The following is a 23835-nucleotide window of genomic DNA, read 5'->3' as shown; positions in this document are numbered from 1 at the left end:
AGCGGTGCACCTCACGCACACACCGTTGTGCAAACCCACCAACTGATTGGACGTCCACTGTGCTTGCCGTGCACGAACTCGAGATCCGCGTCGGAGCTCGTCTCCTCATGGAGGACGTGTCCTTCCGTGTCGAGAAGGGCGACAAGATCGGACTCGTCGGCCGCAACGGCGCGGGGAAGACGACGATGACCAAGGCCCTCGCGGGCGAGACGCAGCCCACCGGCGGCAAGATCGAGCGCGGCGGTGAGATCGGCTACCTGCCGCAGGATCCCCGCTCCGGTGACCCGGAGGAGACCGCGCGGAAGCGCATCCTCGACGCCCGTGGGCTCGGCGAGCTCGTGGAGGGCATCCGCCTCGCGACCCTCGACATGGCGAGTGACGACGCGGCCGTGGCGGAGAAGGCGATGCGGCGCTACAGCCGCCTCGACGACCAGTTCAACGCGCTCGGTGGCTACGCTGCCGAGGCCGAGGCGGCGTCGATCGCCTCGAACCTCAAGCTGCCGGACCGCATCCTCGACCAGCAGCTCAAGACGCTCTCGGGTGGTCAGCGCCGCCGCATCGAGCTCGCCCGGATCCTGTTCTCGGACGCCGAGACGATGATCCTCGACGAGCCGACCAACCACCTCGACGCCGACTCGGTCGTGTGGCTCCGCGAGCACCTGAAGACCTACCCCGGTGGCGTCATCATCATCTCCCACGACGTGGAGCTCGTCGACGAGGTCGTGAACCGCGTCTTCTACCTGGACGCCAACCGCCAGACCATCGACATCTACAACATGGGCTGGAAGCTGTACCAGCGGCAGCGCGTCGCCGACGAGGAGCGTCGCCGCAAGGAGCGCGCGGGCGCCGAGAAGAAGGCCGCCACGCTCAAGGACCAGGCCGCGCGCTTCGGTGCCAAGGCGTCCAAGGCAGCGGCCGCGCACCAGATGGTCGCGCGTGCCGACAAGCTGCTCGCCGGCCTCGAGGACGAGCGTGTCGCCGACCGGGTCGCGAAGATCCGCTTCCCCACCCCCGCCCCGTGCGGCCGCACCCCGCTGATGGCCGAGGGGCTGTCGAAGTCGTACGGGTCGCTCGAGATCTTTGCGGGTGTCGACCTGGCGATCGACCGCGGTTCGCGCGTGGTCATCCTCGGCTTCAACGGTGCGGGCAAGACGACCCTGCTGCGCATCCTGGCGGGAGCCGACCAGCCCGATACGGGCGAGATCCAGCCCGGTCACGGTCTGCGCATCGGGTACTACGCGCAGGAGCACGAGAACATCGACATCAACCGCACCGTGATCGAGAACATGGTGTCGGCGTCGACGGACCTCAACGAGACCGAGGCCCGGCGGGTGCTCGGCTCGTTCCTGTTCACGGGCGACGACGGCTACAAGAAGGCGGGCGTCCTGTCCGGTGGTGAGAAGACGCGTCTGTCGCTCGCGATGATCGTGGTCTCCGGCGCGAACGTCCTGCTGCTCGACGAGCCGACGAACAACCTGGACCCGGCTTCGCGCGAGGAGATCCTCAACGCCCTGGCCGGCTTCGAGGGTGCGGTCGTCCTGGTGTCCCACGACGCCGGCGCCGTCGAGGCGCTCAACCCCGAGCGCGTCCTGCTGCTGCCGGACGGCACCGAGGACCACTGGAACAAGGACTACGCGGAGCTCATCGAGCTCGCGTAGCTGCCGCGCGTGTGGTCGGGCGAGGCCCGTCCGCACGGTGCGGCGTTCGCGGTCCGGTGCGGCTATGCGTGCTGGGTGGCCGTTTGTGGCGCTGCACGGTGCGCGGAAGCGCGCACGGGGTTGCGGGGTGCGCACGGAGCGGCCGGGAGGCGCGGTGCCGGTCGTGTGTCGCGCCTCCCGTCCGCACGGTGCCGCGTTCGCCATCCGGTGCGGTGTTGCGTGCTGGGTGCCCGCTTGTGGCGCTGCACGGTGCGCGGAAGCGCGCACGGGTTGCGAGGTGCGCACGGTGCGGCCTGGAGGCGCGGTGCCGGTCGTGCGCCGCGCCTCCCGTCCGCATGGTGCCGCGTTCGCCATCCGGTGCGGGGTTGCGTGCTGGGTGTCCGCTCGTGGCGGTGCACGGCGCGCAGAAGCGCGCACGGGGTTGCGAGGTCCGCACGGTGCGCTGACGCGCACACGCGGCCGCGCCTCAGCACGACGCGTCAGCGACGTGACGCGATGAGCTCGTCCTCGATCTCGGCGTCGGTCTTCGGCTTCGCGTTCTTGCGGCGTTCGCGCTCGAGGGCGCGCTCGCGCTCCTCCGGGTCGTCCTGGTTGAGGTTCCGGTACTCCTGCACCATCACGTACGCCAGGAACCCGAAACCCCCGGCGGCGAACAGGAACCACTGGATGAAGTAGCTGAGGTGCAGCCCCGTGTCGGCGTTCGGACGCTCCCAGCCGAGCGGGCGGGCCTCGGTCGGGGCGGGGGACTCGGAGGCGAGTTGCCCGTACGCGCCCGTCCAGATCGGGTCGTCGACCTTGTTCGCCACGTCGGTCAGGGTGACCGACTGCACCTGGTCGGTGTCCTTCGGGTCGGAGCGGCCGGGGATGCGCGGTTCGCTCTGCTGCAGGCGGACGATCGCGGTGACCTCGCCCGACGGGGGAGCGGGCACGTGGTCGGGGGCGTCCTGGGCGTTGCCGGTCGGCACCCACCCGCGGTCGACGATGAAGGCGCGGCCCTCGGACGTGACCAGGGGCGTCAGGACCTCGAACCCGGGCTGCCCGTTGTGCACGCGGTTGCGCACGAGCAGCTGCGAGTCGACGTCGTAGCGGCCGGTCACGGCGACCCGGAGCCACTCCTGCTCGTCCTGCCAGCTCGAGGCCTTCGGCAGCGCCCGGTCGAGGGGGACGGGGGTGTGGTCGTAGTTCTGCGCGACCTGCTCGTTCTGCCGGACGGCCTCGTTGCGGCGGTCCCACTGCCACATGCCGAACAGGGCGCACACGATGGCGAAGGCGACGGCGATCGCGAAGTAGCCGAGCCAGCGGCGGCTCCGGACGAAGCGCCAGCCGACGAACGGTTCGTCGGGGTCCCGACCGGACGAGCCCGACCTGGCGTCGTCGGTCGAGCCGGAACCCGCCGCGGCGCGCTGCAGCTTGGCGGCGTGCTTGCGGCCGTACCGGGACTGCGGGTCGAAGCCGTCGGTCATCGCGAGGTGCCGGTGGAGCGCACCCCGACGTCGTTCTTCGGCGCCGCGGTCGACTCGCGCTCATCGTCGAGACGGTCGACGTCCTCGTGCATGCCGGTGACGCGCACCGGGAAGGAGCGGGACCGCAGGTAGTCGGCGAGGAAGTCGCGGTGTTCTTCGCACGCGGCCCAGATCTTCACGCGGTCGATCGCGTGGATCCGGGGGTTGCGCCAGTTCACCCGCCACCCGGCCGTCGACACGCAGCCGGCACGCGAGCACACCGGGGTGGATCCGGGTTCGGTCTGCAGGTCGAACGTCGCACCCATCAGCGGGGTCCCCACATCTTCGATCGGTCGCCGTTGCGCTGCCACTCGTCCTGCGCGTGCTGCGCCTGCTGGCGGAGGCGGTCCTGCTCGTCGCGGTAGGCCTGGGCCCGGGCGTCCTCCTGCTGTTCCCGGAGGCGCGGGTCGACGGCGTCGTAGAGCTCGATGGATCCGGCGGGGGAGATCATGTCGCTCTCGGTCCGGCTGCCGGCGTTCGCGATGACGACGGCCACCCAGGGGATCACGGCGGCGAGGACGATCGGGATGACCGCGAGCCACGAGTGCCAGATCGAGTACACGAGCACGGCGGAGATGAAGAGGACCACTCGGATGGCCATCTGCCAGACGTAGCGGGACAGGCGGTGCGCCCGGTCCTGCTCCGGTGTGTCCGGCAGCGACGTGATGCTCGTGTGCGTGCTCTTCATACAGATGGTCTCCGTCTACCCGTGGTCAAGCCTAATCCCGCCGGACCGATCGTGGGTGCGCCGCGCGCGAACCGGCGGGGTGGTCCGCTCCGGTACGCTCGTCCGGGCGTGTCCGCCGGGTCCCCGGCACCGCGTGCCGAGCAGATCCCACCGAACGGAGCGACCATGAGCACCCCCCGTACCGTCCTCATCACCGGCGGCAACCGCGGCATCGGGCACGCGCTGGCCGAGCGGTTCGTCGCAGCCGGCCACCGGGTCGCCGTGACGTCGCGCAGCGGTCAGGGTGGTCCCGAGGGCGCGCTGACGGTGCAGGCCGACATCACTGACACGGCCTCCGTCGACGCGGCGTTCACGCAGGTCGAGGCCGAGCTCGGTCCGATCGAGGTCCTCGTCGCGAACGCCGGCATCACGAACGACCAGCTGCTCCTCCGCATGTCCGAGGACGACTTCACCAGCGTCGTCGACACGAACCTCACGGGCACCTTCCGCGTCGTCAAGCGCGCCACGAAGGGCATGATGAAGGCCAAGTTCGGCCGCATCGTGCTGATGTCGAGCGTCGTGGGCGCCTACGGCCAGATCGGCCAGGTCAACTACGCGTCCTCGAAGGCCGCCCTGGTCGGCATGGCCCGGTCGATCACGCGTGAGCTCGGTTCGCGCGGCATCACCGCCAACGTCGTGGCGCCCGGCTTCATCCAGACGGACATGACCGCCGCGCTCTCCGAGGAGCTGCAGGCCGAGTTCAAGAAGGCGATCCCGGCCGCCCGCTACGGCACGGTCGACGACGTCGCGGACGCCACGCTGTTCCTGGCGAGCGACGGCGCCGGGTACGTCTCCGGTGCGATCATCCCGGTCGACGGCGGCCTCGGGATGGGCCACTAGCCCTCGGACTGATCAGCCGCGCAGGCCGAGCGTCGCGAGCACGGCGGACAGGTCACGGTCGACGACCGCGACGTCCGCCTGCTCCCGCACGCGCGGCTTCGCGTCGAACGCCACCGAGAGCGCGGCGACGCGCATCATCTCGAGGTCGTTCGCGCCGTCACCGATCGCGATGGTCCGTGCCGGGTCGACCCCGTCGGCGTCCGCCCACTCGCGGAGCGCGACGGCCTTGGCGTGCGCGTCGACCACGTCGCCGAGCACGCGGCCGGTGAGCACGCCGTCGGTGACCTCGAGGCGGTTCGCCCGGCAGTGGTCGAGGCCGAGCTGCTCGGCGAACGGGTCGAGCACCTCGTGGAACCCGCCCGACACCACGCCGACGGTGCCGCCTGCGGCGTGCACCCCACGGACGAGCTGGTCGGCGCCCCGCGTCACACGGACCGCCTGCTGTGCGCGGACGAAGACGTCTGCCTGGAGGCCCGCAAGCGTCGCGACACGCTCCCGGAGGCTCTCGGCGAAGTCGAGTTCCCCGCGCATGGCGCGCTCCGTGATCGCCGCCACCTGTGGTCGGGTCCCGGCGCTGTCGGCGAGCAGTTCGATCACCTCGTCCTCGAGGAGCGTGGAATCGGCATCGAGGACGACGAGGAAGCGGGGCACGCACCAACGGTACCGACTGACGGAGGCACGGCCGCGTCCGTGACGCGAGCCGTGCCTCCAGGCCGTCCGTCCGGGGCTGCGCCCCGGGTGTCTGCTTGCCTACGCGTCGACGCGGACGCCCTTGCCGACGCATGGGCGGAGCCCGGACTCGGTGACGGATCAGGCGTCGACGCGGACGCCCTTGCCGACCACGGTGATGCCGGACTCGGTGACTGTGAAGCCGCGCGCTTCGTCGGCCTCGCGGTCGACGCCGACCTGCGCGCCCGGTGCGAGGACGACGTCCTTGTCGAGGATGGCGCGGTTGACGACCGCGCCGGCGCCGATGGTGGCGCGCTCGAAGACGATCGAGTCGAGGACCTTCGCGCCGGAGTCGATCGAGCACCAGGGCCCGATCATGCTGCGCTCGACCTGCGCACCCGACACCAGGCAGCCGAGCGACACGAGCGAGTCCACCGTGGACCCGGTGTTGCCGTTCGCGTCGCGGACGAACTTCGCCGGCGGCAGGTTCGTCTGCTGGTTGAAGATCGGCCAGTCCTGGTTGTACAGGTTGAAGACCGGGACGGGCGCGATGAGGTCCATGTGGGCGTCGAAGAACGAGTCGATGGTGCCCACGTCGCGCCAGTAGTACTTGTCGCGGTCGGTGGAACCGGGGACCTCGTTGCGCTGCAGGTCGTACACGCCGGCGTCGCCGCGGTTGACGAAGTCGGGGACGATGTCGCCGCCCATGTCGTGCGCGGACGTCTCGAGCTGGCCGTCCCGCAGGACCGCGTCGACGAGGGCGTCCGCGTTGAACACGTAGTTGCCCATCGAGGCCAGGATCTCGCCGGGGGAGTCGGCCAGGCCGACGGCGTCCTTCGGCTTCTCGAGGAACGCCTCGATCTTCGTGGGGTCGTCGTCGGCCACCTGGATCACGCCGAACTGGTCGGCGAGCCCGATCGGCTGACGGATCGCCGCCACCGTCGCACTGCGGCCGGAGGCGATGTGCGCCTCGACCATCTGGTGGAAGTCCATCCGGTACACGTGGTCCGCACCGACGACGACCACGATGTCGGGGCGTTCGTCGCGCAGCAGGTTGAGCGACTGCAGGATCGCGTCGGCCGAGCCGGCGAACCAGCGCTTGCCGAGCCGCTGCTGCGCGGGGACGGACGCGACGTAGGAGCCGAGCAGCCCCTCCATGCGCCACGTCTCCGCGACGTGCCGGTCGAGACTGTGCGACTTGTACTGGGTCAGGACGACGATCTTCTGCAGACCGGAGTTGACCAGGTTCGACAGTGCGAAGTCGATGAGACGGAAGTTGCCGCCGAACGGGACGGCGGGCTTCGCGCGATCGGCCGTGAGCGGCATGAGTCGTTTGCCCTCGCCGCCGGCGAGCACGATGCCGAAGACCTTCTTTGGTGCCATGCCGCTCACAGTAGGCGTCAGCACTGGGAACCGGTTACGTTGAACCAGTGCGAGTCGATCTGCTGACCAGGGAGTATCCGCCGGAGGTCTACGGCGGAGCGGGTGTCCACGTGTCCGAACTCACCGCCGCGTTGCGGTCGGGGACGGACACGGAAGTCCGTGTCCGGGCCTTCGGGGCCTTCCGTGACGAACCCGACGTGTGGGGCTACCGGACCCCAGACGGCCTCGGCCAGGCGAACGGCGCGCTGCAGGCCCTCGGCACCGACGTGGCCATCGCGGCCGACGTCGAGGGTGCCGACCTCGTGCACTCGCACACCTGGTACGCGAACTCCGCAGGCCGGATCGCGCAGCTGACCTACGGCATCCCGCACATCGTGACCGCCCACAGCCTCGAGCCGCTCCGCCCGTGGAAGGCCGAGCAGCTCGGCGGCGGCTACCGCCTGTCCAGCTGGATGGAGCGCGAGGCGTTCGAACACGCCGACGGCGTCATCGCGGTCTCGAAGGCCATGCGTGCGGACATCCTGCGCTCGTACCCGTCGATCGACCCGGCGAAGGTCCACGTCGTCTACAACGGCATCGACATCGACGCGTGGAAGCCGAGCGTCGACGAGGACGCCGTGCGTGCCCTCGGCATCGACCCGACGCGCCCGAGCGTCGTGTTCGTCGGACGGATCACCCGGCAGAAGGGCCTGCCGTACCTGCTCCGCGCCGTGGCGTCGCTGCCGTCGGACGTGCAGATCGTGCTGTGCGCCGGCGCGCCGGACACCCCCGAGATCCTGGCCGAGGTCACCGAGCTCGTCGAGGGCCTCCGCGCGGAACGTGAAGGCGTCGTCTGGATCGACCGGATGCTCGCGCACGAGGAGATCGTGAACGTGCTGTCCTCGGGCACCGTGTTCGTCTGCCCGTCGGTGTACGAGCCGCTCGGCATCGTGAACCTCGAGGCCATGGCGTGCGGCATCCCCGTCGTCGGCACCGGCACCGGGGGCATCCCCGAGGTCGTCGCCGACGGGCTCACCGGCCGCATCGTCCCGATCGACCAGGTGCAGGACGGCACCGGCACCCCGACTGACCCCGACCGCTTCGTGGCCGACCTCGCCGCGACCCTCACCGAGGTGCTCGCCGACGAGGGGCTGGCGAAGCTCATGGGACGCGCCGGACGGCTCCGTGTCGAGACCGAGTTCACCTGGGACGCGATCGCCACCAGGACACGGCAGGTCTACGACCGGGTGCTCGGCCAGAACCCGTAGGCTGGTCGCATGCCCTCGGTCGTGCGCTTGTCAGACGTCTCCGTGGTCCGCAACGGGGCCACCATCCTCGACGCGATCTCGTGGGAGGTGCAGGACGACGAACGCTGGGTCGTGCTCGGCGCGAACGGCGCCGGCAAGACGACGCTGCTGCAGGTGGCCGGTGCCCAGACGTTCCCGACCTCGGGTGACGTCGAGGTGCTCGGCACCGAACTCGGCGGCGCCGACCTGTTCGAGCTCCGCCCGCGCATCGGCTTCGCGTCGACCGCGTTGGCCCGTCGCATCCCGGTGACCGAGAAGGTCATCGACGTCGTGCTCACCGCGGCGTACTCGGTGACGGGCCGCTGGAACGAGGAGTACGAGGAGCTCGACGTCCGCCGTGCGCAGCGCGTGCTCGAGGAGTGGGGCCTGGGGTCCTTCACCGATCGCACGTTCGGCGACCTGAGCGACGGTGAGCAGAAGCGCGTGCAGATCGCCCGTGCCGTGATGACCGACCCGGAGATCCTGTTCCTCGACGAACCGGCCGCGTCGCTCGACCTCGGCGCCCGTGAGAGCCTCGTCCGCACCCTCGGCGGCTACGCCCAGAGCGCGGACTCGCCGGCCATCGTCATCGTGACCCACCACGTCGAGGAGATCCCGGCCGGGTTCACCCACGCGCTCGTCCTCGCCGACGGCCACGTGCAGGCCGCCGGCCCCATCGACGAGGTCCTGACGGACCAGACCCTGACCGAGGCGTTCGGCATCGACCTCTCGGTCACCAAGGACGCCGGTCGCTACACGGCACGCGCCGCGTAGCGCTGCGATCCCGCCGTCTCTCTGGTATCGTGGACGGCTGGCGCAAGCCGACGACTTCCCGCGCAGTTCGCGCAATCCCATCACCGCTATCGAGGAATCTCCATGAAGACCGACACCCACCCCGAGTACCGCGCCATCGTCTTCCGCGACCTGGCCTCCGGTGAGACGTTCCTGACGCGTTCGACCGCGAACAGCGACAAGACCATCGAGCTCGACGGTGCGACCTACCCGGTCATCGACGTCGAGATCTCGTCCGCTTCGCACCCGTTCTACACGGGCAAGCAGCGCATCCTCGACTCGGCCGGTCGCGTCGAGAAGTTCAACCAGCGCTTCAAGGGCTTCAGCAAGTAAGCAGCCCCCACGCAACGCCCACGGGCGGTCCTCCTCCGGGAGGGCCGCCCGTTCGCGTTGTGCGGCGTTTCCGGCCGGCGCTGTACTCGGACACAAGACACCGGTGTTCACGCGTCACACGCGGTCTGCGGGTGTTCGGCGCGCGAACACCGGTGCTTTGCGAGGGGCAGGGCGAGGTCAAGCGCCGTTGCGGTGGGGCCAGCGGCCGTCGGCGGTGAACGTCGGGTCGCGCTTCTTGCGCATGTAGTCCTGGAACGAGGTGGCCTGTTCGGCGCACCAGCCGACCTGCTTGCGGTGGAGTTCCTCGGCGGAGATGCCGAGCTCGTCCGGGTACTTGCCCGCGATGGCCTGGGCGACACGCCCGGCAGCGATCGCGTCGGCTCCGGCGTCGTGCGCGTCGTCGAGTGTGACGCCGTAGAGCTCGGACGCGGCCTCGAGCGTGCGCTTGCCCTTGCGGAAGGTGTCGAGCGCCTTGTCGATCACCAGCGGGTCGACGACGTTGCCGATGACGGGGGAGGCGAACCCGTGCCGCTTCGCTTCGCGGTCGAGGACGGTGAGGTCGTACGGGGCGTTGTAGATCACCAGGGGGATGCCCCGGGCGAACACGGCCTCGATCGCGGCGATGATCTCGGCGACGACCTCGGCCGCAGGGCGTCCCTCGGCCTGGGCACGCTCGGTGGTGTAGCCGTGCACGGCGGCGGCGCCCTCCGGGATCGGGACGCCGGGGTCCGCGATCCAGGCACCCTCGACGATGGAGGCCCCGGTCATGTCGATGAGCCCGACGTGGGCGGTGACGATGCGGGCCGTCTCGACGTCGACCCCGGTGGTCTCGAGGTCGAAGACGCCCAGCGCGTGCCACCAGGGCCGACCCGTGAGGTCCTGGGACGGAGCGGGCGCGTCGAGCTGTGCTGTGGGGAACGTCACGCGGTCAGGCTAACGGGACGCACCGACACCCCCGACTACCGGGTCGGCGCGCCGACGTGCAGCCAGTAGAACGACTGCGTGCCCATGGTGAGCGTGACGGTGCCGTCCTCGTCGAACGACGGGAACGAGCTGCCGCCGAACAGGTCGTAGAGCGGGCGCCCCGCGAACTCCGGAGCGGAGATCGTGACCGAGGTCGGGTTCGTCGCGAACGAGAACACGCACAGGACGTCCTCGGCGGAGGGGCCGAACTGCTGGCCGGAGCCCTCCCACGAGCGGACGAAGGCGAGCACCGAGTCGTTCGAGGTCTCCTGCACGTGCAGGGATCCGAGGCCGAACACCGGGTGGGCCTTGCGCGTGTGGATGACGTTCCGGACCCAGTGCAGCAGCGAGCGCGACTGGGCGAGCTGCGCCTCGACGTTCACCTGCGCGTAGTTGTACACGAGCGACTGCACGACGGGCAGGTAGAGCTTGCCCGGGTCGGCGGTGGAGAAGCCGGCGTTGCGGTCCGGCGTCCACTGCATCGGCGTGCGCGAGGAGTCGCGGTCCGGCAGCCAGATGTTGTCGCCCATCCCGATCTCGTCGCCGTAGTACAGGAACGGCGAACCGGGCAGCGAGAACAGCAGCGCGTGGATGAGCTCGAGCTCCGCGCGCGAGTTGTCGAGCAGGGGAGCGAGGCGTCGGCGGATACCGATGTTCGAGCGCATCCGCGGGTCGTAGCCGTACCAGCCGTACATCGCCTGGCGGTACTCCTCGCTCACCATCTCGAGCGTGAGCTCGTCGTGGTTGCGGAGGAAGACCCCCCACGCCGCACTGGCAGGCACGTCGAGGGTCTCCGACAGGATCGCCTTGAGCTCGGCGGCGTGCTGGGCACGGAGCGAGTAGAAGATGCGCGGCATGACCGGGAAGTCGAACGCCATGTGGCACTCGGGCTCCTCGTCGGTGCCGAAGAACGCCGCGGTCTCACGCGGCCACTGGTTCGCCTCGGCCAGGAGCACGCGGCCGGGGTACTCGTCGTCGACCATCGCGCGGAGCTTCTTGATGAACTCGTGGGTCTCCGGCTCGCCCTCGCCGTTGCCCTCTTCCGACTCGAACAGGTACGGGATCGCGTCGAGCCGGAGCCCGTCGACGCCCATGTCGAGCCAGTGCCGGACGACGTCGTAGATCGCCTCGATGACCGCGGGGTTCTCGAAGTTCAGGTCGGGCTGGTGCGAGAAGAAGCGGTGGAAGAAGAACTGGCGTCGGACCGGGTCGAAGGTCCAGTTGGACTCCTCGGTGTCGACGAAGATGATGCGGATGTTCGAGTAGTCCTCGTCCGTGTCCCGCCAGACGTAGAAGTCGCCGTAGGGGCCGTCCGGGTCCTCGCGGGACTGCTGGAACCACTCGTGCTGGTCGCTGGTGTGGTTGATCACCATGTCGATCACGATGCGCATGTTCCGCTCGTGCGACTTCGTCACGAGCTCGCGGAAGTCGTCGAGCGTGCCGAACTCCGGCAGGATTGCCCGGTAGTCGGAGATGTCGTACCCGCCGTCGCGCATCGGCGACTGGAAGAACGGCGGCAGCCACAGGGCGTCCACGCCGAGCCACTGCAGGTAGTCGAGCTTGCCGATCACGCCCTGGATGTCGCCGATGCCGTCCCCGTTGGAGTCGACGAACGACCGGATCATGCACTCGTAGAAGACCGAGCGCTTGTACCACTGCGGGTCGAGCGTCAGGCCGGGCAGCTGGATCGGGGCTGTGAAGGTCACCGTGCTCCTCGTCGTCATCGACGGACCGGTCGACGGCCCGCCCCGGACACGATAGGCGCGAGATGCTGCGGGTGTCCGGGGTTTCGTGCGGTTCGCTCCCTAGACTGGCGCGGATGCAACCGCCCGTGCTCTCCCCGTACCAGTCGTTGATGGCCGCCACCCCGGTCGTGCACCGGGCCGTCCAGGTCGACGGCCGGACCACGCACTACTGGGTCTACGGGCCCGAGGACGCGGATAGCACCGTGCTCGCCGTGCACGGGTTCCGCGGGGACCACCACGGCCTCGAGACCATCGCCGCGCACCTGCAGGGTGTGCGGGTGATCGTGCCCGACCTGCCCGGCTTCGGCGTGTCCGATCCGCTGCCGGTGTCGGACATCGATGCGTACGTGGCCTGGCTGACCGGGTTCCACGCCGCGCTCGGGCTCGGCCGCGACACCGTGGTGCTCGGGCACTCGTTCGGGTCGATCGTGGTGTCGGCCACCGTCGCCGCCGGGCTCGACACCCGACTGCTCGTCCTCGTCAACCCCATCGCCGCCCCGGCCCTGCAGGGACCGCGTGCCGTGGGGACCGCGATCGCGATCGGGTACTACCGCGCCGGCGCGGTGCTGCCGAAGCCGATCGGGCTCGGGATCCTGCGGAACGGCGCGATCGTCCGGGCGATGAGCATCGCGATGCTGAAGTCCCACGACCCCGCGGTCCGCCGGTGGGTGCACGACCAGCACGACCGGTACTTCTCGGCCTTCGCGAACCGCACGAGCGTGCTCGAGGCGTTCCGCACCTCGGTCACCCATGACGTCTCCGAGTACGCCGACCGGATCCACGTGCCCGTGCTGCTCGTCGCGGCCGAGCACGACGACATCACCGCCGTCCCCGAACAGCGCGCACTCGCCGAGGGTCTGCGCGACGCCGAGCTCGTCGTGATCCCGGGGGTCGGCCACCTCGTGCACTACGAGACGCCGGCTCCGGCCGCGGCGGCGGTGCTCCGCCGGATGGCGGACACGACCGGGCGTGCCGGACGCCAGGGACGCACTGGACGCGGCGCGGCGGCGACGGACAGCCGACCGTCGGGGGCGGGGCGGGCCTCCCGGACGGCGGACGCGTCGTGACGCGCCTGCGCATCGGCATCGACTGCCGGTACGTGCGGATCGGTCGGCACGACGGCATCAGCCGGTTCACCGCGGGGGTCGTCGCGCACCTGCCGGACCGGCACGACTACGTGCTGCTCGTCAGCGACGAGCGCCAGCTCGAGTCGCTGCCGAGGGACCTGCCGTGGGAGCTGCTGCCCGCGCCGACGGACGCGGGGGAGCCGCTCGTCGCCCGGCGCGTCAACCGGCTCGGGCTCGACGCGGTGTTCTCGCCCATGCAGACGATGGGGTCGCGGGGGCGCCGGTACGCGCTCGTCCTGACGCTGCACGACCTGATCTACTACCGCAACCGCACGCCCCCGCGGGAGTTCTCGTGGCCGCTGCGGCTCGGCTGGCGCGCGTTCCACCTGTCCTGGGCGCCGCAGCGGTTCCTGCTGAACGGCGCCGACGGGGTCGTGACGGTGTCCGAGACGACCGCCGGGCTGATCGCCGAGCACCGGCTGACGAAGCGACCCGTGACGGTCGCCTACAACGCGGCCGACCCGGCGACACCGCGGGTGGCCGGAGCGCCACGCCGACGGTCGCTCGTCTACATGGGTTCGTTCATGCCGTACAAGAACGTCGAGACCCTGGCGGCGGCGCTGCCGCTCCTCGGGGCGGACTGGACGCTGCACTGCATGTCGCGGGTGTCCGACGCCGACCGGACACGGCTCGAGGCGCTGGCTCCCACGGGGACGATCGTGTTCCACGACGGCGCCACCGATCAGGAGTACCTGTCCGTGCTCCGTTCGGCCACCGCGCTGGCGACCGCGTCGTACGACGAGGGGTTCGGCATCCCGCTCGTCGAGGCGATGGGCGTCGGGACCCCGGTCGTCGTCAGCGACATCCCGATCTTCCGGGAGATCGGCGGCTCCGCGGCGGAGTACTTCGATCCGGCATCGCCGTCCTCGGTCGCCGCGGCCGTCCGGCGGGTCGAGGAACGGTGGGACGAGGCCTCGCGGCAGTCGATCGAGCGTGCCGGCCGGTTCCGGTGGCAGGACTCGGCGGAGCAGGTCGTCCGGGCAGTCGAGCGGGCCGTGGGGGACCGGCGGGGCTGAGAGCGGGTGCGGGTGCGTGCGCGCGGGCTCGCGGTTCGTGACGACGCGGAACGACGATGTCGATGTCGTACGACGTCGACCGTGTCGTTCCACGTCGGACGCGCCACCGCCGCGCCACCCCGCGCGACCACCACACCGTCACTCCGGCGCGATGACCTGCACGTCCGCCCCGGGGAACACCTTCTGCGTCTCCTCGGTGACCCGCGACACGATCGGCGGCACCGCGGCGCCCCGACCCGGGGTCCGCACGACGATCGACTGGTCGCGCGCGGCGTCGGACGGGTCGCCGCCGCGCTCCCACGAGCAACGGACCTCCGTCACACCGCCGATGTGGTCGAGCGTGTTCGCCAGTGCCAGGCGCTTCGCCGCGACCCCACCGGCACCGGTGACGCCGATCTCCAGGGTGCCGAGGTCGGCGACCACGACGACGCGGACACCGTTGCCACCGGACTCGTCGGCTGCGCGGCTGATGGCGGCGACCAGGTCACGCCGGGCGGCGGGGTCGAGCGCCGGGTCCGCCCGGACCGAGGCGATGGCGTCGTAGCTCGCGAACGCCGTCTTCGACGGGGCATGGTGCCGCACGTCGGTGACGCCGGGCAGCGCACGCACGCGCGTGTCGAACCGGTCGAGCGCCACGTCCGGCCGTGGGAAGACCCCGCCTATGCCGTTCTGGACGCTCCCGATGATCGAGCCGAGCACCACGGCGATGACCGCGACCACCGCGAGGGTGCTGCCGCCGATGATGAACCAGGTGCGGGCCCGGGTGCGGGTGGGGACGCTCGCCGTCTCGGGGCCGAACACCCGGTCGAGATCGTCGGCCTGCTGGTCGAGGGCGTGCTGGCCGTGTCGGCTGGTTCCGTCGTCGGACATGTGGCTCCCCTCACCCCGGTGTGCGGGTGCGTCGGAGCCTAGTCCCCGGTCAGCCCCGGCGCTCCAAGGGGTTCTGGTACTCGAACGCGGACCCTCCGGTGGCGTCGGACACGTCGTCGATCGGGTCGTCGAACCGGACGAGTTCGGCGTGGAAGCGCTCGGGGTCCCACCGGAACGAGTGGATGGATCCGTTCCGGATCGGGGTGTTGCGGCGGTCGGCGGTGCCGGGGGCTGCGGCGTTCACGACACTGCGGATCACCGCGCCGTGGGTCGCGACCACGACGACGCCGGCATCGAACCGGACCGCGATCTCACCGAGGGTCTCGGTGACGCGGGCGAGCAGCGCGGAGCGGGACTCCCGACCGGGGATGTCGTCGTGCGGGTACCGTGCCGACACCTCGTCGTCGGTCAGGCCCTCGGCCTCGCCGTAGGAGCGCTCGGCCAGGCCCGGGTACGTCGTCGGTGCGTCGAGGCCCAGGCGGTCGGCGATGATCGCGCCCGTCTCGGCCGCACGGGACAGCGGGGAGGCGACGACCGCGTCGAACGGCCGACGGGTCAGGAGCTCGGCGGCCTCGGCGGCCTGCCGTCGTCCGGTGTCGTTGAGCGGGATGTCGGTCGAGCCCTGGATGCGGCGTTGCGCGTTCCAGTCGGTCTCGCCGTGCCGGACGAGGTACAGGAGGGTCGTCACCCGTCGATCTTCGCAGACGCGAACGGCAGGCCCGTCCGGCGGCAGCGCTCACGCGGCCCCGTCCGAGGACCGCGACCGCGCAGGCTCGTCCGGCGACCGCGACCCGCTAGTCGGTCGATGACGCCGCGCTGAGCCGCTCCGCCAGGTGCACGAGCGTCTCGGTGGTACCGGCGTCGAGCTTCACGGCCGCCCGCCGGTCACTGCGGGTCTCGCCGCGGTTCACGATGACCACCAGGTTCTTGCGGCGCGCAGCGTGGTCGACCAGCCGCACGCCCGAGTTCACGGTGAGGGACGACCCGACGACAAGCAGCGCGTCGGCGTCGGCGACGATCGACACGGCCTCGCGGAACTTCTCGGCCGGCACGAACTCGCCGAAGAAGACGACGTCGGGCTTCAGGTCGCCGCCGCACACGGTGCACGCGGGCACGACGAACCGTTCGACGTCGGTGATCTCGACGTCACCGTCCGGCTGCAGCTGCACGGACCCGGGCTCGTCGATCCAGGGGTTCTCGCGGTCGATGGTGGCGGCGAGGTCGGAGCGGGAGAACACCTGGCCGCACCGCAGGCACACGGCGCGGTCCATCGAGCCGTGGATCTCGACGACGCGGCGGGACCCGGCGCGCAGGTGCAGGCCGTCGACGTTCTGCGTGATGACCCCGGCGACGATCCCGGCGTCCTCGAGTGCGGCGAGCGCCCGGTGTCCGTCGTTCGGCACGGCGGCCGCGAAGCTCCGCCAGCCCAGGTGGGATCCGGCCCAGTAACGCTGGCGCTTCGCGGGGTCGGCCAGGAACTCCTGGAACGTCATGGGCTTGCGCACCACCCGTCCGGCACCGCGGTAGTCGGGGATGCCGGAGTCGGTGCTCAGACCGGCACCGGAGAGCACGGCGATCCGCTTGCCGCCGAGCACCTCGACGACGCGGTCCAGGTCGTCGGCGGTCACCGACCCGGCGGCCGCCCCGATGGTCGGTCCGGTCGTCGACGCAGCATCATCCAGCACCCTGTTCACGGTACCCTCAACACCCGACCGTCCCGGTCGCTTCCCAGGCGGAGCGCATCCTCGGCGGACCCGCCCGGCGGCAGCCCGGACCCGCCCGTCGGCCCGGACCCGCGCCGACCCCGGGCCGCCGGACCCGCGCCGCCCAGGCCCGCCGGACCCACCCGCCGCCCCCGCACCACACCGAAACGAGCCCCGTGCACCCCGTCCGCATCGACTCCCTCGACGATCCCCGCCTCGACGACTTCGCCCGTCTGACCGACGTGGCACTCCGCCGGGTCTCGGAGCCCGAGGGCGGCCTGTACATCGCCGAGTCGAACACGGTCATCGAGCGCGCGGTCCGCGCCGGGCACGTGCCGCGGAGCATCCTGGTGCAGGAGAAGTGGCTCGACAGCGTCCTGCCCCTGGTCGCGGAGCACGACGGGCCGGTCTTCGTCGGCGCCGACGCCCTGCTCGAGGAGCTCACCGGCTTCCGGATGCACCGCGGTGCGATCGCCGCGATGCAGCGTCCCGAGCTGCCGAGTGTCGCCGACGTGGTGCGGGACGCGAAAGTCGTCGTCGTGCTCGAGGACATCGTCGACCACACGAACGTCGGCGCGGTGTTCCGCAGCGTCGCCGGCCTCGGCGCCGACGCGGTGCTCGTCAGCCCGCGGTGTGCCGACCCGCTGTACCGCCGGAGCGTCCGGGTGAGCATGGGCACCGTCCTGCAGGTGCCGTGGACCCGCATCGGCGACTGGCCGGCGGCTGGTGAGGAACTCCGCGCGCAGGGCTTCCACCTGGCCGCGATGGCGCTGACCGACGAGTCGATCGACCTCGACGCCTTCGTGGCGGACCTGCCCGACAAGGTCGCGCTCGTGATGGGCACCGAGGGGCAGGGGCTGACGCCGGCCGCGATCGCCTCGGCCGACACGACCGTCCGGATCCCGATGGCGCACGGCGTCGACTCGCTCAACGTGGCCGCGGCGAGCGCCGTCGGTCTCTGGGCGGTCACCCACGCCCGGCGGCTCGCCTCCTAGCGCACCACCGAGACGGTCGGGAGGCCCGGGGCGGCCTGGTCCGGCAGCATGCGCCCGGCGCGGATCACCAGGGCGCGGTCGGTGGCTGGCCCGCCCACCAGGCAGACGCCGACGGGCGCGCCGTCCACGGTCAACACCGGTGCGCTCACCGCGGGCAGGCCGCCGACGCTCGCGAGCGCGGTCATCGCCGTCGTCGCGGTCCGGGTGTGCTCGAGCGCAGCGGTGTCCGCGTCGAGCAGCGGCGCGGGTCCGGGCACGGTCGGGAACAGCAGGGTCCGACCGGCGAGGGCACGGCGGATCGTCGCCCGCACCTCGTCGAGGCGTGCGACGGCGTCGGCGGTCGCGTCGGGGTCGTTCGCGCGTGCCGCCCGGAACCGGTCACCGACGACGGTGCTCAGGGCGCCGGGGTGCGCGTCGATCCAGGGGCCGTGGGCGGCGAGTGCCTCGGCGGCCTGGACGAGCCGCATCTGCTCCTGCAGTGCTGCGGGGTCCGGGATGCCGAGGTCGCGCAGCCGGACGGTCGCGACGGGTTCGTCGAGTGTGTCGACGAAGGCGGTGAAGGACCGGGCGACGGCCGGTTCGACGAGTGCGACGAGTTCCTCGGGGACGACGAGCACGGTCGCGTCGGGCACCCCTGCCGGCGCGGGCGGCGGCACGGTGGCGTCGAGGGCGGCGAGCAGCACACCGGGGCTCCGCGTGAGCCACCCGACGGTGTCGAACGACGGCGCGAGCGGGAGCAGCCCGTCGCGGGACACCGTGCCGTGGGTCGTCCGGAGGCCCCAGAGTCCCTGGTACGAGGCGGGGACCCGCACCGATCCCGCGGTGTCCGTGCCGATCCCGATCTCGGCCGTCCCGAGGCCGACGGCCGATGCGGATCCGCTGGACGAGCCTCCAGGCAGTCGTGTGGGAGCCGCGCTGTTCGGCGGCGTGCCGTGGTGCGCGTTCCGGCCCGTCAGGTTGTAGGCGAACTCGTCGGTGCGTGCGATGCCGCGGATCGCGGCGCCGGCGGCGAGGAGCGCGGTGACCGCTGCGGCGGGCGCGGTCTCGACGGGGGCCTCGCGCAGGTGGGTCGGGTTGCCCGCGCCGACCGGCTGGCCGGGGACGGCGTAGAGGTCCTTGACGGCGACGGTCAGGCCGTCGAGCGGTCCGGAGGCGGTGGGGGCGACGAGTGGGTCGCCCACGGCCCGCCAGACGGTGGTGTCGACGGCCTTCGGGCGGCCGGTGACGTGAGCCGCTTCGATGCGCCAGCGGGGGCCGGCGACGGTGTCGCCGTCGCGGCGCCAGAGCTGGGTCTGGAGGCCTTCCCCACCCGCGGCGAACCGGGACACCGACACGACGAGGGCGCGGTCCTCGGTCAGGGGGCGGACCTCGACGTGCGTCAGCGACCGGGTCGCGACCCCACCCCGTGCCCCGCGGAACGCGCTGATCGCGTCGTGCCCGACGAGCAGGCCGCGGTCGTCACCGCGCATCGAGCCGGGGGAGTCGACGAAGGCGGCGTCGAGGCCGTCGAGGTCGTTCGCCAGCAGGGCGGTCTCGTAGGCGTCGAGCGCCTCGAGCAGGCCTTCGGGCGCGGCGTCGGGCGCGGGCGACGTCGGGGGCGTGGTCATCGGGCGGGCTCCTCGAAGTCGGCCTTGCGGATGCGGGCGTGGACACCGGTGACCAGGTCCACCACTTGCGAGATGTTGAAGTCGGTCGCGGCGGACAGGTACGCGTACGCCAGGTGGCGTTCCATGCCCCAGCGCGCGCCGAGGATCGCGACGGCGTGCCGGACGCACTGCCGGACGGCCTCGTCGAGGTCGGGGTCCATGCCGGTGGGCACGAGGAACTCCTGCGTCTCGGCGACGGGCCAGACCAGGTCCCCGAAGCGCGCGGCGGCCTCGGCGGCCGGGGTCAGGTCGAAGCGGATCGTCGCGCGGAGCGAGGCCTCCATCGCGGTGAGTGCGACCTCGCCGTCGCCCTGGGCGAAGTGCGGGTCACCGACGTGGGCGAGCGCGCCGGGGACGAGCACCGGCAGGTGCAGCTGCGACCCGGCCTGCAGCAGGTTGACGTCGATGTTGCCGCCGTGGCGACCGGGCGGGACGGAGTGCAGCCGCTCCCCGGGGGTGGCGACGCCCATGATCCCGAGGAACGGGGCGAGGGGGAAGTGCGCGAAGCGGTCGCCGACGGCGGTGAGCGGGATGCGGCCCCGCCGGCCCTGGTCGGTGTCGACGACGTCGGCGAAGACGCTCACCGTCGTGCCGTCGACCGGGAACTCACCGTGCAGGGCGCCGCGGCCGTGCCGGTTCGACACGACGCCGTAGTGCACCCGGGGCAGGGTCTCGAGGACCGTCATCGTCAGCACGTCACCCGGACGGGCACCGCGCACCGCGATCGGCCCGGACACCACGTGTGGACCGTCCGCCGCGGGGTCCCGGTGGCCGGAGCGGGCGATCGCGACGGCGTCAGCGAGGACGTGACCCGGAGCGACGCCGTGGTCGCCGAACCACGCCACGGGATCGCTGCCCTGGTCGGGGAGGATCCCCTCGTGGCTGACGGTGTCGATGGTGACCGACTCGCCGGGGCCGATCGTCAGGGCCGGGGTGTCACCGTCGCTCGGCAGTCGGCCCCAGAGGACGGCCTCCGGGTCGACGGGCAGGGAGTGGTCACCGCGGACGGGTCCGGTGCCGGGCTGCAGGGTCGCCACCGCGGGGGCGGTGGTCTGGTGTGCAGTGGTGCGGTGTGTGGTGGTCATCGGTCCGTCCTCCGTTCGACCAGGTGGGCCACGTCGGCGAGGTGGTCGGCCATCGCCCGCGTCGCGCCCGCGACGTCGTGCTCCCGGACCCGCTCGAGGATCCGCTCGTGCCACTCGAACGACGACCGGCGCCCCTCGCTGGTGCTGTGCGAGCGGGCACGGACGTCCTGCACCCAACCGCTGCTGAGCTCGCACAACGACACGAGCAGGGGGTTGCCCGAGGTGCGGGCGACCTGCACGTGGAAGGCGACGTCCTGGGCGAGCGACTCCTCCGGGCTCAGACCAGCGTGCGTCGCGGCGAGGATGCGTTCCAGGGTGAGCAGGTCGGCCTCGCCAGCCCGCGCCGCCGCGAGTCCGGCGACCTGCGGCTCCACGACGGTCCGGAACTCGGCGACGTGCTCGGCCCGGTGGTCCAGGTCGTCACGGTGGTGGTCGAGCAGGGCGGACGCTTCCTCCGGTCGCGGCAGCACGACGGTGCCACGACCAGGGGTCCGGGAGACCAGGCGACGGCGCTCGAGTTCCTGCAGCGCCTCGCGGATGGTCGTTCGGGACACGGCGAGGTCCTCGGCGAGGGTGCGCTCCGGCGGCAGCTTGTCGCCGGGCTGCAGGTCGTCGAGCACGAGCGTGCCGAGGTGGGCGGCGGTCGCCGCGCTCAGGGTCCGTCCACGGTGCATGCCCTCGACCGTAGGGCCGGTTGGTCTGCTTGGTTCATTGGTACGACCATCTTTTACACGGCCGTCACACGTTGCGTCGGGACCGGGAACACGGCGGGGAACGGTGGAGCGCCGTCGTCGCGGCCGACTCCGACGGCGCAGCGACCCCGGCTCCGGAACGGCAGCCCGACCAGCCCGTCGCAGCCTCGGCCGAGGCGCGGACCGGTACGCTCGGGTCCCGTGTCACGAGTCGTCCGCCGCCCCCGCTCCGCCGTCCGGAGGCCGGTCACGATCTCGGTGGTCGCCGTCCTGCTCCTGGTGGCCGGGTACCTCGTCGCCGCGGCCGTCGTGCCGTTCGGCCCGGCGAGCGCCAGCACCACCACGTACTCAGCACCGAAGACGACCGTCCCGGCCCTGAGCTTCCCGGGGTACGGCGCGACTGCGGTCGAAGCGACGGACTTCCCGGAGAGCCTGCGCACCAGCGGTGACACGAAGCCCCGGTCGATCGCGAGCATCACGAAGGTCGTCACGGCGCTCGTGGTGCTGGACGAGAAGCCGATGGCCGCGGGGGAGTCCGGCCCGTCCATCCGCTTCACGGAGCAGATGGAGGGCCTGTACGCCAAGTACGCGGCGCAGAACGGCGAGGTCGCCCCGATGCCCGCCGGCCTGAAGCTCACCGAGCACCAGACGTTCCAGGTGATGCTGATGAAGTCGGCGAACAACTACGCCGGTGCGCTCGCCATCTGGGCGTTCGGCTCGATCGCCGCCTACGAGCACGCGGCGAACGACTGGCTCGACGAACACGGCCTGGACGACACCACGATCCACGAGCCGACCGGCCTCGACCCGGACAACACCTCGACCGCCACCGACCTGGTCGAGCTCGGGCAGCTCGCGCTGGCGAACCCGGTCGTGAAGGACATCGTCGGTACCCGGGACGTCACGATCCCGACGGTCGGCGAGATCGAGAACTCGAACAAGCTCCTCGGGCTCGACGGCATCGAGGGGATCAAGACCGGCACCCTCGACGAAGCCGGCGCCTGTCTGCTGTTCGCGGCGACGTACGAGCGCGGCGGCAGGGACGTCACCGTCGTCGGGGTGATGCTCGGCGGTGTCGACCACGACTCCCTCGACGTCGACGTGCAGCGGTTGCTGCGGTCCGTGGCGGACAACTTCCAGGTGGTGACGCTCACGCACCAGGGGCAGACCTTCGGCACCTTCTCGACCCCGTGGCAGGACGAGGCCGACGCGGTCACGACGAAGGCCGCCGAGGTGCTCGTGTGGGGCAAGACGACCGTCACCGCGAAGGCGAAGCTCGAGCAGGTGACCTTCGGCACGAAGGGCGAGCGGGTCGGGCAGGTGCGGTTCCGCATCTCCGACCACGACCCGGTCACGGTGCCGCTCGTGCTCGAACGCACGATCGACGACCCCGGCGTCTGGTGGCGCTGGACGAACCCGTTCCAGGGGGCGTGACGCCCGTCGTCCGCCGACCGTAGAGTCGGTCGGGTGACGACGATGACGACGTTCCCCCGGACCACCCCCGCCGCCCTCGGCATCGATCCCGGCGGCGTGACCGCCCTGCTCGACGCCCTCGAGTCGACGCCCGCCGTGGAGCCGCACAGCATCATGTTGCTGCGGCACGGCCAGGTCGCGGCCGAGGGCTGGTGGCAGCCCTACGCCGCGGACCACGTGCACCTGCTCTACTCGCTGAGCAAGAGCTTCACCGCCGCCGGGGTCGGCATCGCCGTCCGGGCGGGCCTGATCGACCTCGACGCGACCGTGCTGTCGTACTTCCCGGAGCTCGACGCCGACGTCACCGACGAACGCAGTCGCCGCATCCGCGTCCGGCACCTGCTCGCGATGGCGAGCGGCCACCGCGAGGAGACGATCGACCGCGCCCAGGCCCTCGACCCGACGAACACGGTGCGCGGGTTCCTGCTGGTCCCGCCGGACGAGGAGCCCGGCACGGTCTTCGCCTACAACCAGCCGTGCACGTACACGCTCGCCGAGATCGTCCGGCGCGTGACGGGCGGCTCCCTCGTCGCGTGGCTCCGCCCGCACCTGCTCGATCCGCTCGGCATCGACGACCTCGCCTGGCGCCGCGACGACACCGGCGCGGAGCTCGGCTACAGCGGGTGCTACGCGCCGACCGACGCGGTCGCCAAGCTCGGCCAGCTGTACCTGCAGGGCGGCGTCTGGGACGGCGAGCGGATCCTCGACGCCGACTGGGTCGAGCAGGCGACCAGCACGCAGGTCGCCAACCCGGACGAGGCCAACCCCGACTGGTCCCAGGGTTACGGCTTCCAGTTCTGGATGGCCCGCCACGGCTTCCGCGGCGACGGCGCCTACGGCCAGTTCTGCGTCGTCCTGCCAGAGCAGGACGTCGTCCTCGCGATGACCGGTCAGAGCCTCGACATGCAGGCCGTCCTCGACGCGGTCTGGGAACACCTGCTGCCCGCCGTCGACCGCGCGTCCGACGCGTCCTCGGCATCCGTCCTGGAGGCCCGGCTCGCCTCCCTGGGACTGCCCGCCGTCGACGGCGGGCCGCTGCAGGGCCTCGCCGACGCCGGTCCGCTGGCCCGCGACGGCGACGGGTGGCGGCTCACGCTCGACGTCGACGGCGGCTCCCTGTCGGTGCCTGTCGGGCAGGGGGAGTGGGCCGTGGAGGGCCCGCTCGCCGCGAGCGGTGCCGTCGCTGACGACGGGACGGTCCGTGTCGACGTGCGGTTCGTCGAGACCCCGCACCTGGCGCACGTCCGGATCGACCCCGCCACGGGATCGACGACGACGAGCTGGCAGACCGAGCCGCTGCACGACGGACCGCTCACGCTGCGGCGCCCAGGGGACTGAGGGCCCGCGGCTC

Annotated in this window: 23 protein-coding genes; 10 read left to right on the top strand and 13 right to left on the bottom strand. The window is 71.7% G+C overall.

Features of this window, described 5'->3' with window-relative positions:
• Positions 1 to 59: 59 nt before the first annotated feature.
• Positions 60 to 1658, top strand: a complete 1599-nt coding sequence (locus tag DEJ20_RS10165) for an ABC-F family ATP-binding cassette domain-containing protein (protein WP_027465675.1) — start codon at positions 60 to 62, stop codon at positions 1656 to 1658.
• Between the two features lie 479 nt (positions 1659 to 2137).
• Here DEJ20_RS10165 and DEJ20_RS10160 read toward each other — a convergent pair whose 3' ends face one another.
• Genes DEJ20_RS10160 through DEJ20_RS10150 form a run of 3 tightly spaced genes read right to left on the bottom strand, consistent with a single transcriptional unit; the run spans position 2138 to position 3848 of the window.
• Positions 2138 to 3121 carry an SURF1 family cytochrome oxidase biogenesis protein gene (locus tag DEJ20_RS10160; RefSeq protein WP_111235008.1) on the bottom strand — a complete coding sequence of 328 codons (984 nt, stop codon included), beginning with the start codon at positions 3119 to 3121 and terminating at the stop codon, positions 2138 to 2140.
• Complete coding sequence (locus tag DEJ20_RS10155; protein WP_502866574.1) at positions 3118 to 3426, bottom strand: hypothetical protein; 309 nt, start codon at positions 3424 to 3426, stop codon at positions 3118 to 3120. Before DEJ20_RS10155 ends, DEJ20_RS10160 begins: the two co-directional genes overlap by 4 nt.
• Positions 3426 to 3848 (bottom strand): DUF3099 domain-containing protein, encoded by a 423-nt coding sequence (locus tag DEJ20_RS10150; RefSeq protein ID WP_051596733.1) that lies wholly within the window; start codon positions 3846 to 3848, stop codon positions 3426 to 3428. Before DEJ20_RS10150 ends, DEJ20_RS10155 begins: the two co-directional genes overlap by 1 nt.
• Positions 3849 to 4013: 165 nt before the next feature.
• Here DEJ20_RS10150 and fabG point away from each other — a divergent pair, with 165 nt between their 5' ends.
• Positions 4014 to 4727 (top strand): 3-oxoacyl-ACP reductase FabG, encoded by a 714-nt coding sequence (fabG, locus tag DEJ20_RS10145; protein WP_071403764.1) that lies wholly within the window; start codon positions 4014 to 4016, stop codon positions 4725 to 4727.
• A 12-nt stretch (positions 4728 to 4739) separates the two neighbouring features.
• Here the strand turns inward: fabG and serB are convergent, their stop codons facing one another.
• Both serB and DEJ20_RS10135 read right to left on the bottom strand, forming a co-directional pair.
• Positions 4740 to 5378: a phosphoserine phosphatase SerB gene (gene serB, locus DEJ20_RS10140; protein ID WP_111039106.1), complete on the bottom strand. Its 639-nt coding sequence runs from the start codon at positions 5376 to 5378 to the stop codon at positions 4740 to 4742.
• 159 nt (positions 5379 to 5537) lie between these two features.
• Positions 5538 to 6779 (bottom strand): glucose-1-phosphate adenylyltransferase, encoded by a 1242-nt coding sequence (locus tag DEJ20_RS10135; protein WP_071244725.1) that lies wholly within the window; start codon positions 6777 to 6779, stop codon positions 5538 to 5540.
• A gap of 47 nt (positions 6780 to 6826) precedes the next feature.
• On the opposite strand from DEJ20_RS10135, the gene glgA reads away from it, so the two are divergent.
• The 3 genes from glgA (at position 6827) to DEJ20_RS10120 (ending at position 9169) form a co-directional block, all read left to right on the top strand.
• On the top strand, positions 6827 to 8026 hold the full coding sequence (gene glgA, locus DEJ20_RS10130) for a glycogen synthase (protein ID WP_111235007.1): 1200 nt from the start codon (positions 6827 to 6829) through the stop codon (positions 8024 to 8026).
• Positions 8027 to 8035: 9 nt separating this feature from the next.
• On the top strand, positions 8036 to 8818 hold the full coding sequence (locus DEJ20_RS10125) for an ABC transporter ATP-binding protein (protein ID WP_017887279.1): 783 nt from the start codon (positions 8036 to 8038) through the stop codon (positions 8816 to 8818).
• Positions 8819 to 8920: 102 nt separating this feature from the next.
• Positions 8921 to 9169, top strand: coding sequence for a type B 50S ribosomal protein L31 (locus DEJ20_RS10120; protein WP_017887280.1), 249 nt, complete (start codon positions 8921 to 8923; stop codon positions 9167 to 9169).
• Positions 9170 to 9346: 177 nt separating this feature from the next.
• Here DEJ20_RS10120 and DEJ20_RS10115 read toward each other — a convergent pair whose 3' ends face one another.
• Positions 9347 to 10093: a 3'-5' exonuclease gene (locus DEJ20_RS10115; RefSeq protein ID WP_111223637.1), complete on the bottom strand. Its 747-nt coding sequence runs from the start codon at positions 10091 to 10093 to the stop codon at positions 9347 to 9349.
• Positions 10094 to 10128: 35 nt separating this feature from the next.
• Entirely contained in the window at positions 10129 to 11838 is a 1710-nt protein-coding gene (gene treS, locus DEJ20_RS10110) for a maltose alpha-D-glucosyltransferase (RefSeq protein WP_111235158.1), read from the bottom strand.
• Positions 11839 to 11951: 113 nt separating this feature from the next.
• On the opposite strand from treS, the gene DEJ20_RS10105 reads away from it, so the two are divergent.
• Both DEJ20_RS10105 and DEJ20_RS10100 read left to right on the top strand, forming a co-directional pair.
• Positions 11952 to 12944, top strand: a complete 993-nt coding sequence (locus DEJ20_RS10105) for an alpha/beta fold hydrolase (protein ID WP_258377127.1) — start codon at positions 11952 to 11954, stop codon at positions 12942 to 12944.
• Between the two features lie 5 nt (positions 12945 to 12949).
• Positions 12950 to 14020 (top strand): glycosyltransferase family 4 protein, encoded by a 1071-nt coding sequence (locus tag DEJ20_RS10100; RefSeq protein ID WP_111235157.1) that lies wholly within the window; start codon positions 12950 to 12952, stop codon positions 14018 to 14020.
• A gap of 138 nt (positions 14021 to 14158) precedes the next feature.
• On the opposite strand, the gene DEJ20_RS10095 is transcribed toward DEJ20_RS10100, so the two are convergent.
• From DEJ20_RS10095 to DEJ20_RS10085, 3 genes are all read right to left on the bottom strand, one after another.
• The gene (locus tag DEJ20_RS10095) at positions 14159 to 14890 is read right to left on the bottom strand and encodes a hypothetical protein (RefSeq protein WP_111235006.1); all 732 of its coding nucleotides are present in this window, start codon (positions 14888 to 14890) and stop codon (positions 14159 to 14161) included.
• Between the two features lie 49 nt (positions 14891 to 14939).
• Entirely contained in the window at positions 14940 to 15578 is a 639-nt protein-coding gene (locus DEJ20_RS10090; RefSeq protein WP_111024980.1) for a histidine phosphatase family protein, read from the bottom strand.
• Positions 15579 to 15684: 106 nt separating this feature from the next.
• Positions 15685 to 16539: a Sir2 family NAD-dependent protein deacetylase gene (locus DEJ20_RS10085; RefSeq protein ID WP_111235156.1), complete on the bottom strand. Its 855-nt coding sequence runs from the start codon at positions 16537 to 16539 to the stop codon at positions 15685 to 15687.
• A 230-nt stretch (positions 16540 to 16769) separates the two neighbouring features.
• On the opposite strand from DEJ20_RS10085, the gene DEJ20_RS10080 reads away from it, so the two are divergent.
• Positions 16770 to 17588 (top strand): TrmH family RNA methyltransferase, encoded by an 819-nt coding sequence (locus DEJ20_RS10080; protein WP_111046379.1) that lies wholly within the window; start codon positions 16770 to 16772, stop codon positions 17586 to 17588.
• Here the strand turns inward: DEJ20_RS10080 and DEJ20_RS10075 are convergent.
• From DEJ20_RS10075 to DEJ20_RS10065, 3 genes are read right to left on the bottom strand one after another with little or no spacing between them, the layout of a single operon-like run.
• Entirely contained in the window at positions 17585 to 19195 is a 1611-nt protein-coding gene (locus DEJ20_RS10075) for an AtzH-like domain-containing protein (protein ID WP_111236768.1), read from the bottom strand. The genes DEJ20_RS10080 and DEJ20_RS10075 overlap by 4 nt on opposite strands.
• Entirely contained in the window at positions 19192 to 20319 is a 1128-nt protein-coding gene (locus tag DEJ20_RS10070) for an acetamidase/formamidase family protein (RefSeq protein ID WP_111236769.1), read from the bottom strand. Before DEJ20_RS10070 ends, DEJ20_RS10075 begins: the two co-directional genes overlap by 4 nt.
• The gene (locus tag DEJ20_RS10065) at positions 20316 to 20993 is read right to left on the bottom strand and encodes a FadR/GntR family transcriptional regulator (RefSeq protein WP_111236770.1); all 678 of its coding nucleotides are present in this window, start codon (positions 20991 to 20993) and stop codon (positions 20316 to 20318) included. The genes DEJ20_RS10070 and DEJ20_RS10065 overlap by 4 nt, the downstream gene beginning before the upstream one ends.
• Positions 20994 to 21212: 219 nt before the next feature.
• Between DEJ20_RS10065 and DEJ20_RS10060 the strand changes: the two genes are divergently transcribed.
• Positions 21213 to 22445, top strand: a complete 1233-nt coding sequence (locus tag DEJ20_RS10060) for a D-alanyl-D-alanine carboxypeptidase family protein (protein WP_146245521.1) — start codon at positions 21213 to 21215, stop codon at positions 22443 to 22445.
• 42 nt (positions 22446 to 22487) lie between these two features.
• Complete coding sequence (locus DEJ20_RS10055; RefSeq protein WP_181431665.1) at positions 22488 to 23822, top strand: serine hydrolase domain-containing protein; 1335 nt, start codon at positions 22488 to 22490, stop codon at positions 23820 to 23822.
• The last annotated feature ends 13 nt before the right edge of the window (positions 23823 to 23835 follow it).

Source organism: Curtobacterium sp. MCSS17_005, assembly GCF_003234225.2.
Lineage (GTDB): Bacteria > Actinomycetota > Actinomycetes > Actinomycetales > Microbacteriaceae > Curtobacterium > Curtobacterium flaccumfaciens.
The sequence above is the reverse complement of the archived record's forward strand: the minus strand, read 5'-3'. Positions and strand labels throughout refer to the sequence as shown.

Bases quoted from the DNA above. Each gene is read 5' to 3' on its own strand.
- DEJ20_RS10160 (WP_111235008.1), bottom strand. From the start codon at position 3,121: ATGACCGACGGCTTCGACCCGCAGTCCCGGTACGGCCGCAAGCACGCC.
- DEJ20_RS10155 (WP_502866574.1), bottom strand. From the start codon at position 3,426: ATGGGTGCGACGTTCGACCTGCAGACCGAACCCGGATCCACCCCGGTG.
- DEJ20_RS10150 (WP_051596733.1), bottom strand. From the start codon at position 3,848: ATGAAGAGCACGCACACGAGCATCACGTCGCTGCCGGACACACCGGAG.
- fabG (WP_071403764.1), top strand. From the start codon at position 4,014: ATGAGCACCCCCCGTACCGTCCTCATCACCGGCGGCAACCGCGGCATC.
- DEJ20_RS10135 (WP_071244725.1), bottom strand. From the start codon at position 6,779: ATGGCACCAAAGAAGGTCTTCGGCATCGTGCTCGCCGGCGGCGAGGGC.
- DEJ20_RS10125 (WP_017887279.1), top strand. From the start codon at position 8,036: ATGCCCTCGGTCGTGCGCTTGTCAGACGTCTCCGTGGTCCGCAACGGG.
- DEJ20_RS10120 (WP_017887280.1), top strand. From the start codon at position 8,921: ATGAAGACCGACACCCACCCCGAGTACCGCGCCATCGTCTTCCGCGAC.
- DEJ20_RS10105 (WP_258377127.1), top strand. From the start codon at position 11,952: ATGCAACCGCCCGTGCTCTCCCCGTACCAGTCGTTGATGGCCGCCACC.
- DEJ20_RS10095 (WP_111235006.1), bottom strand. From the start codon at position 14,890: ATGTCCGACGACGGAACCAGCCGACACGGCCAGCACGCCCTCGACCAG.
- DEJ20_RS10075 (WP_111236768.1), bottom strand. From the start codon at position 19,195: ATGACCACGCCCCCGACGTCGCCCGCGCCCGACGCCGCGCCCGAAGGC.
- DEJ20_RS10070 (WP_111236769.1), bottom strand. From the start codon at position 20,319: ATGACCACCACACACCGCACCACTGCACACCAGACCACCGCCCCCGCG.
- DEJ20_RS10065 (WP_111236770.1), bottom strand. From the start codon at position 20,993: ATGCACCGTGGACGGACCCTGAGCGCGGCGACCGCCGCCCACCTCGGC.
- DEJ20_RS10055 (WP_181431665.1), top strand. From the start codon at position 22,488: ATGACGACGTTCCCCCGGACCACCCCCGCCGCCCTCGGCATCGATCCC.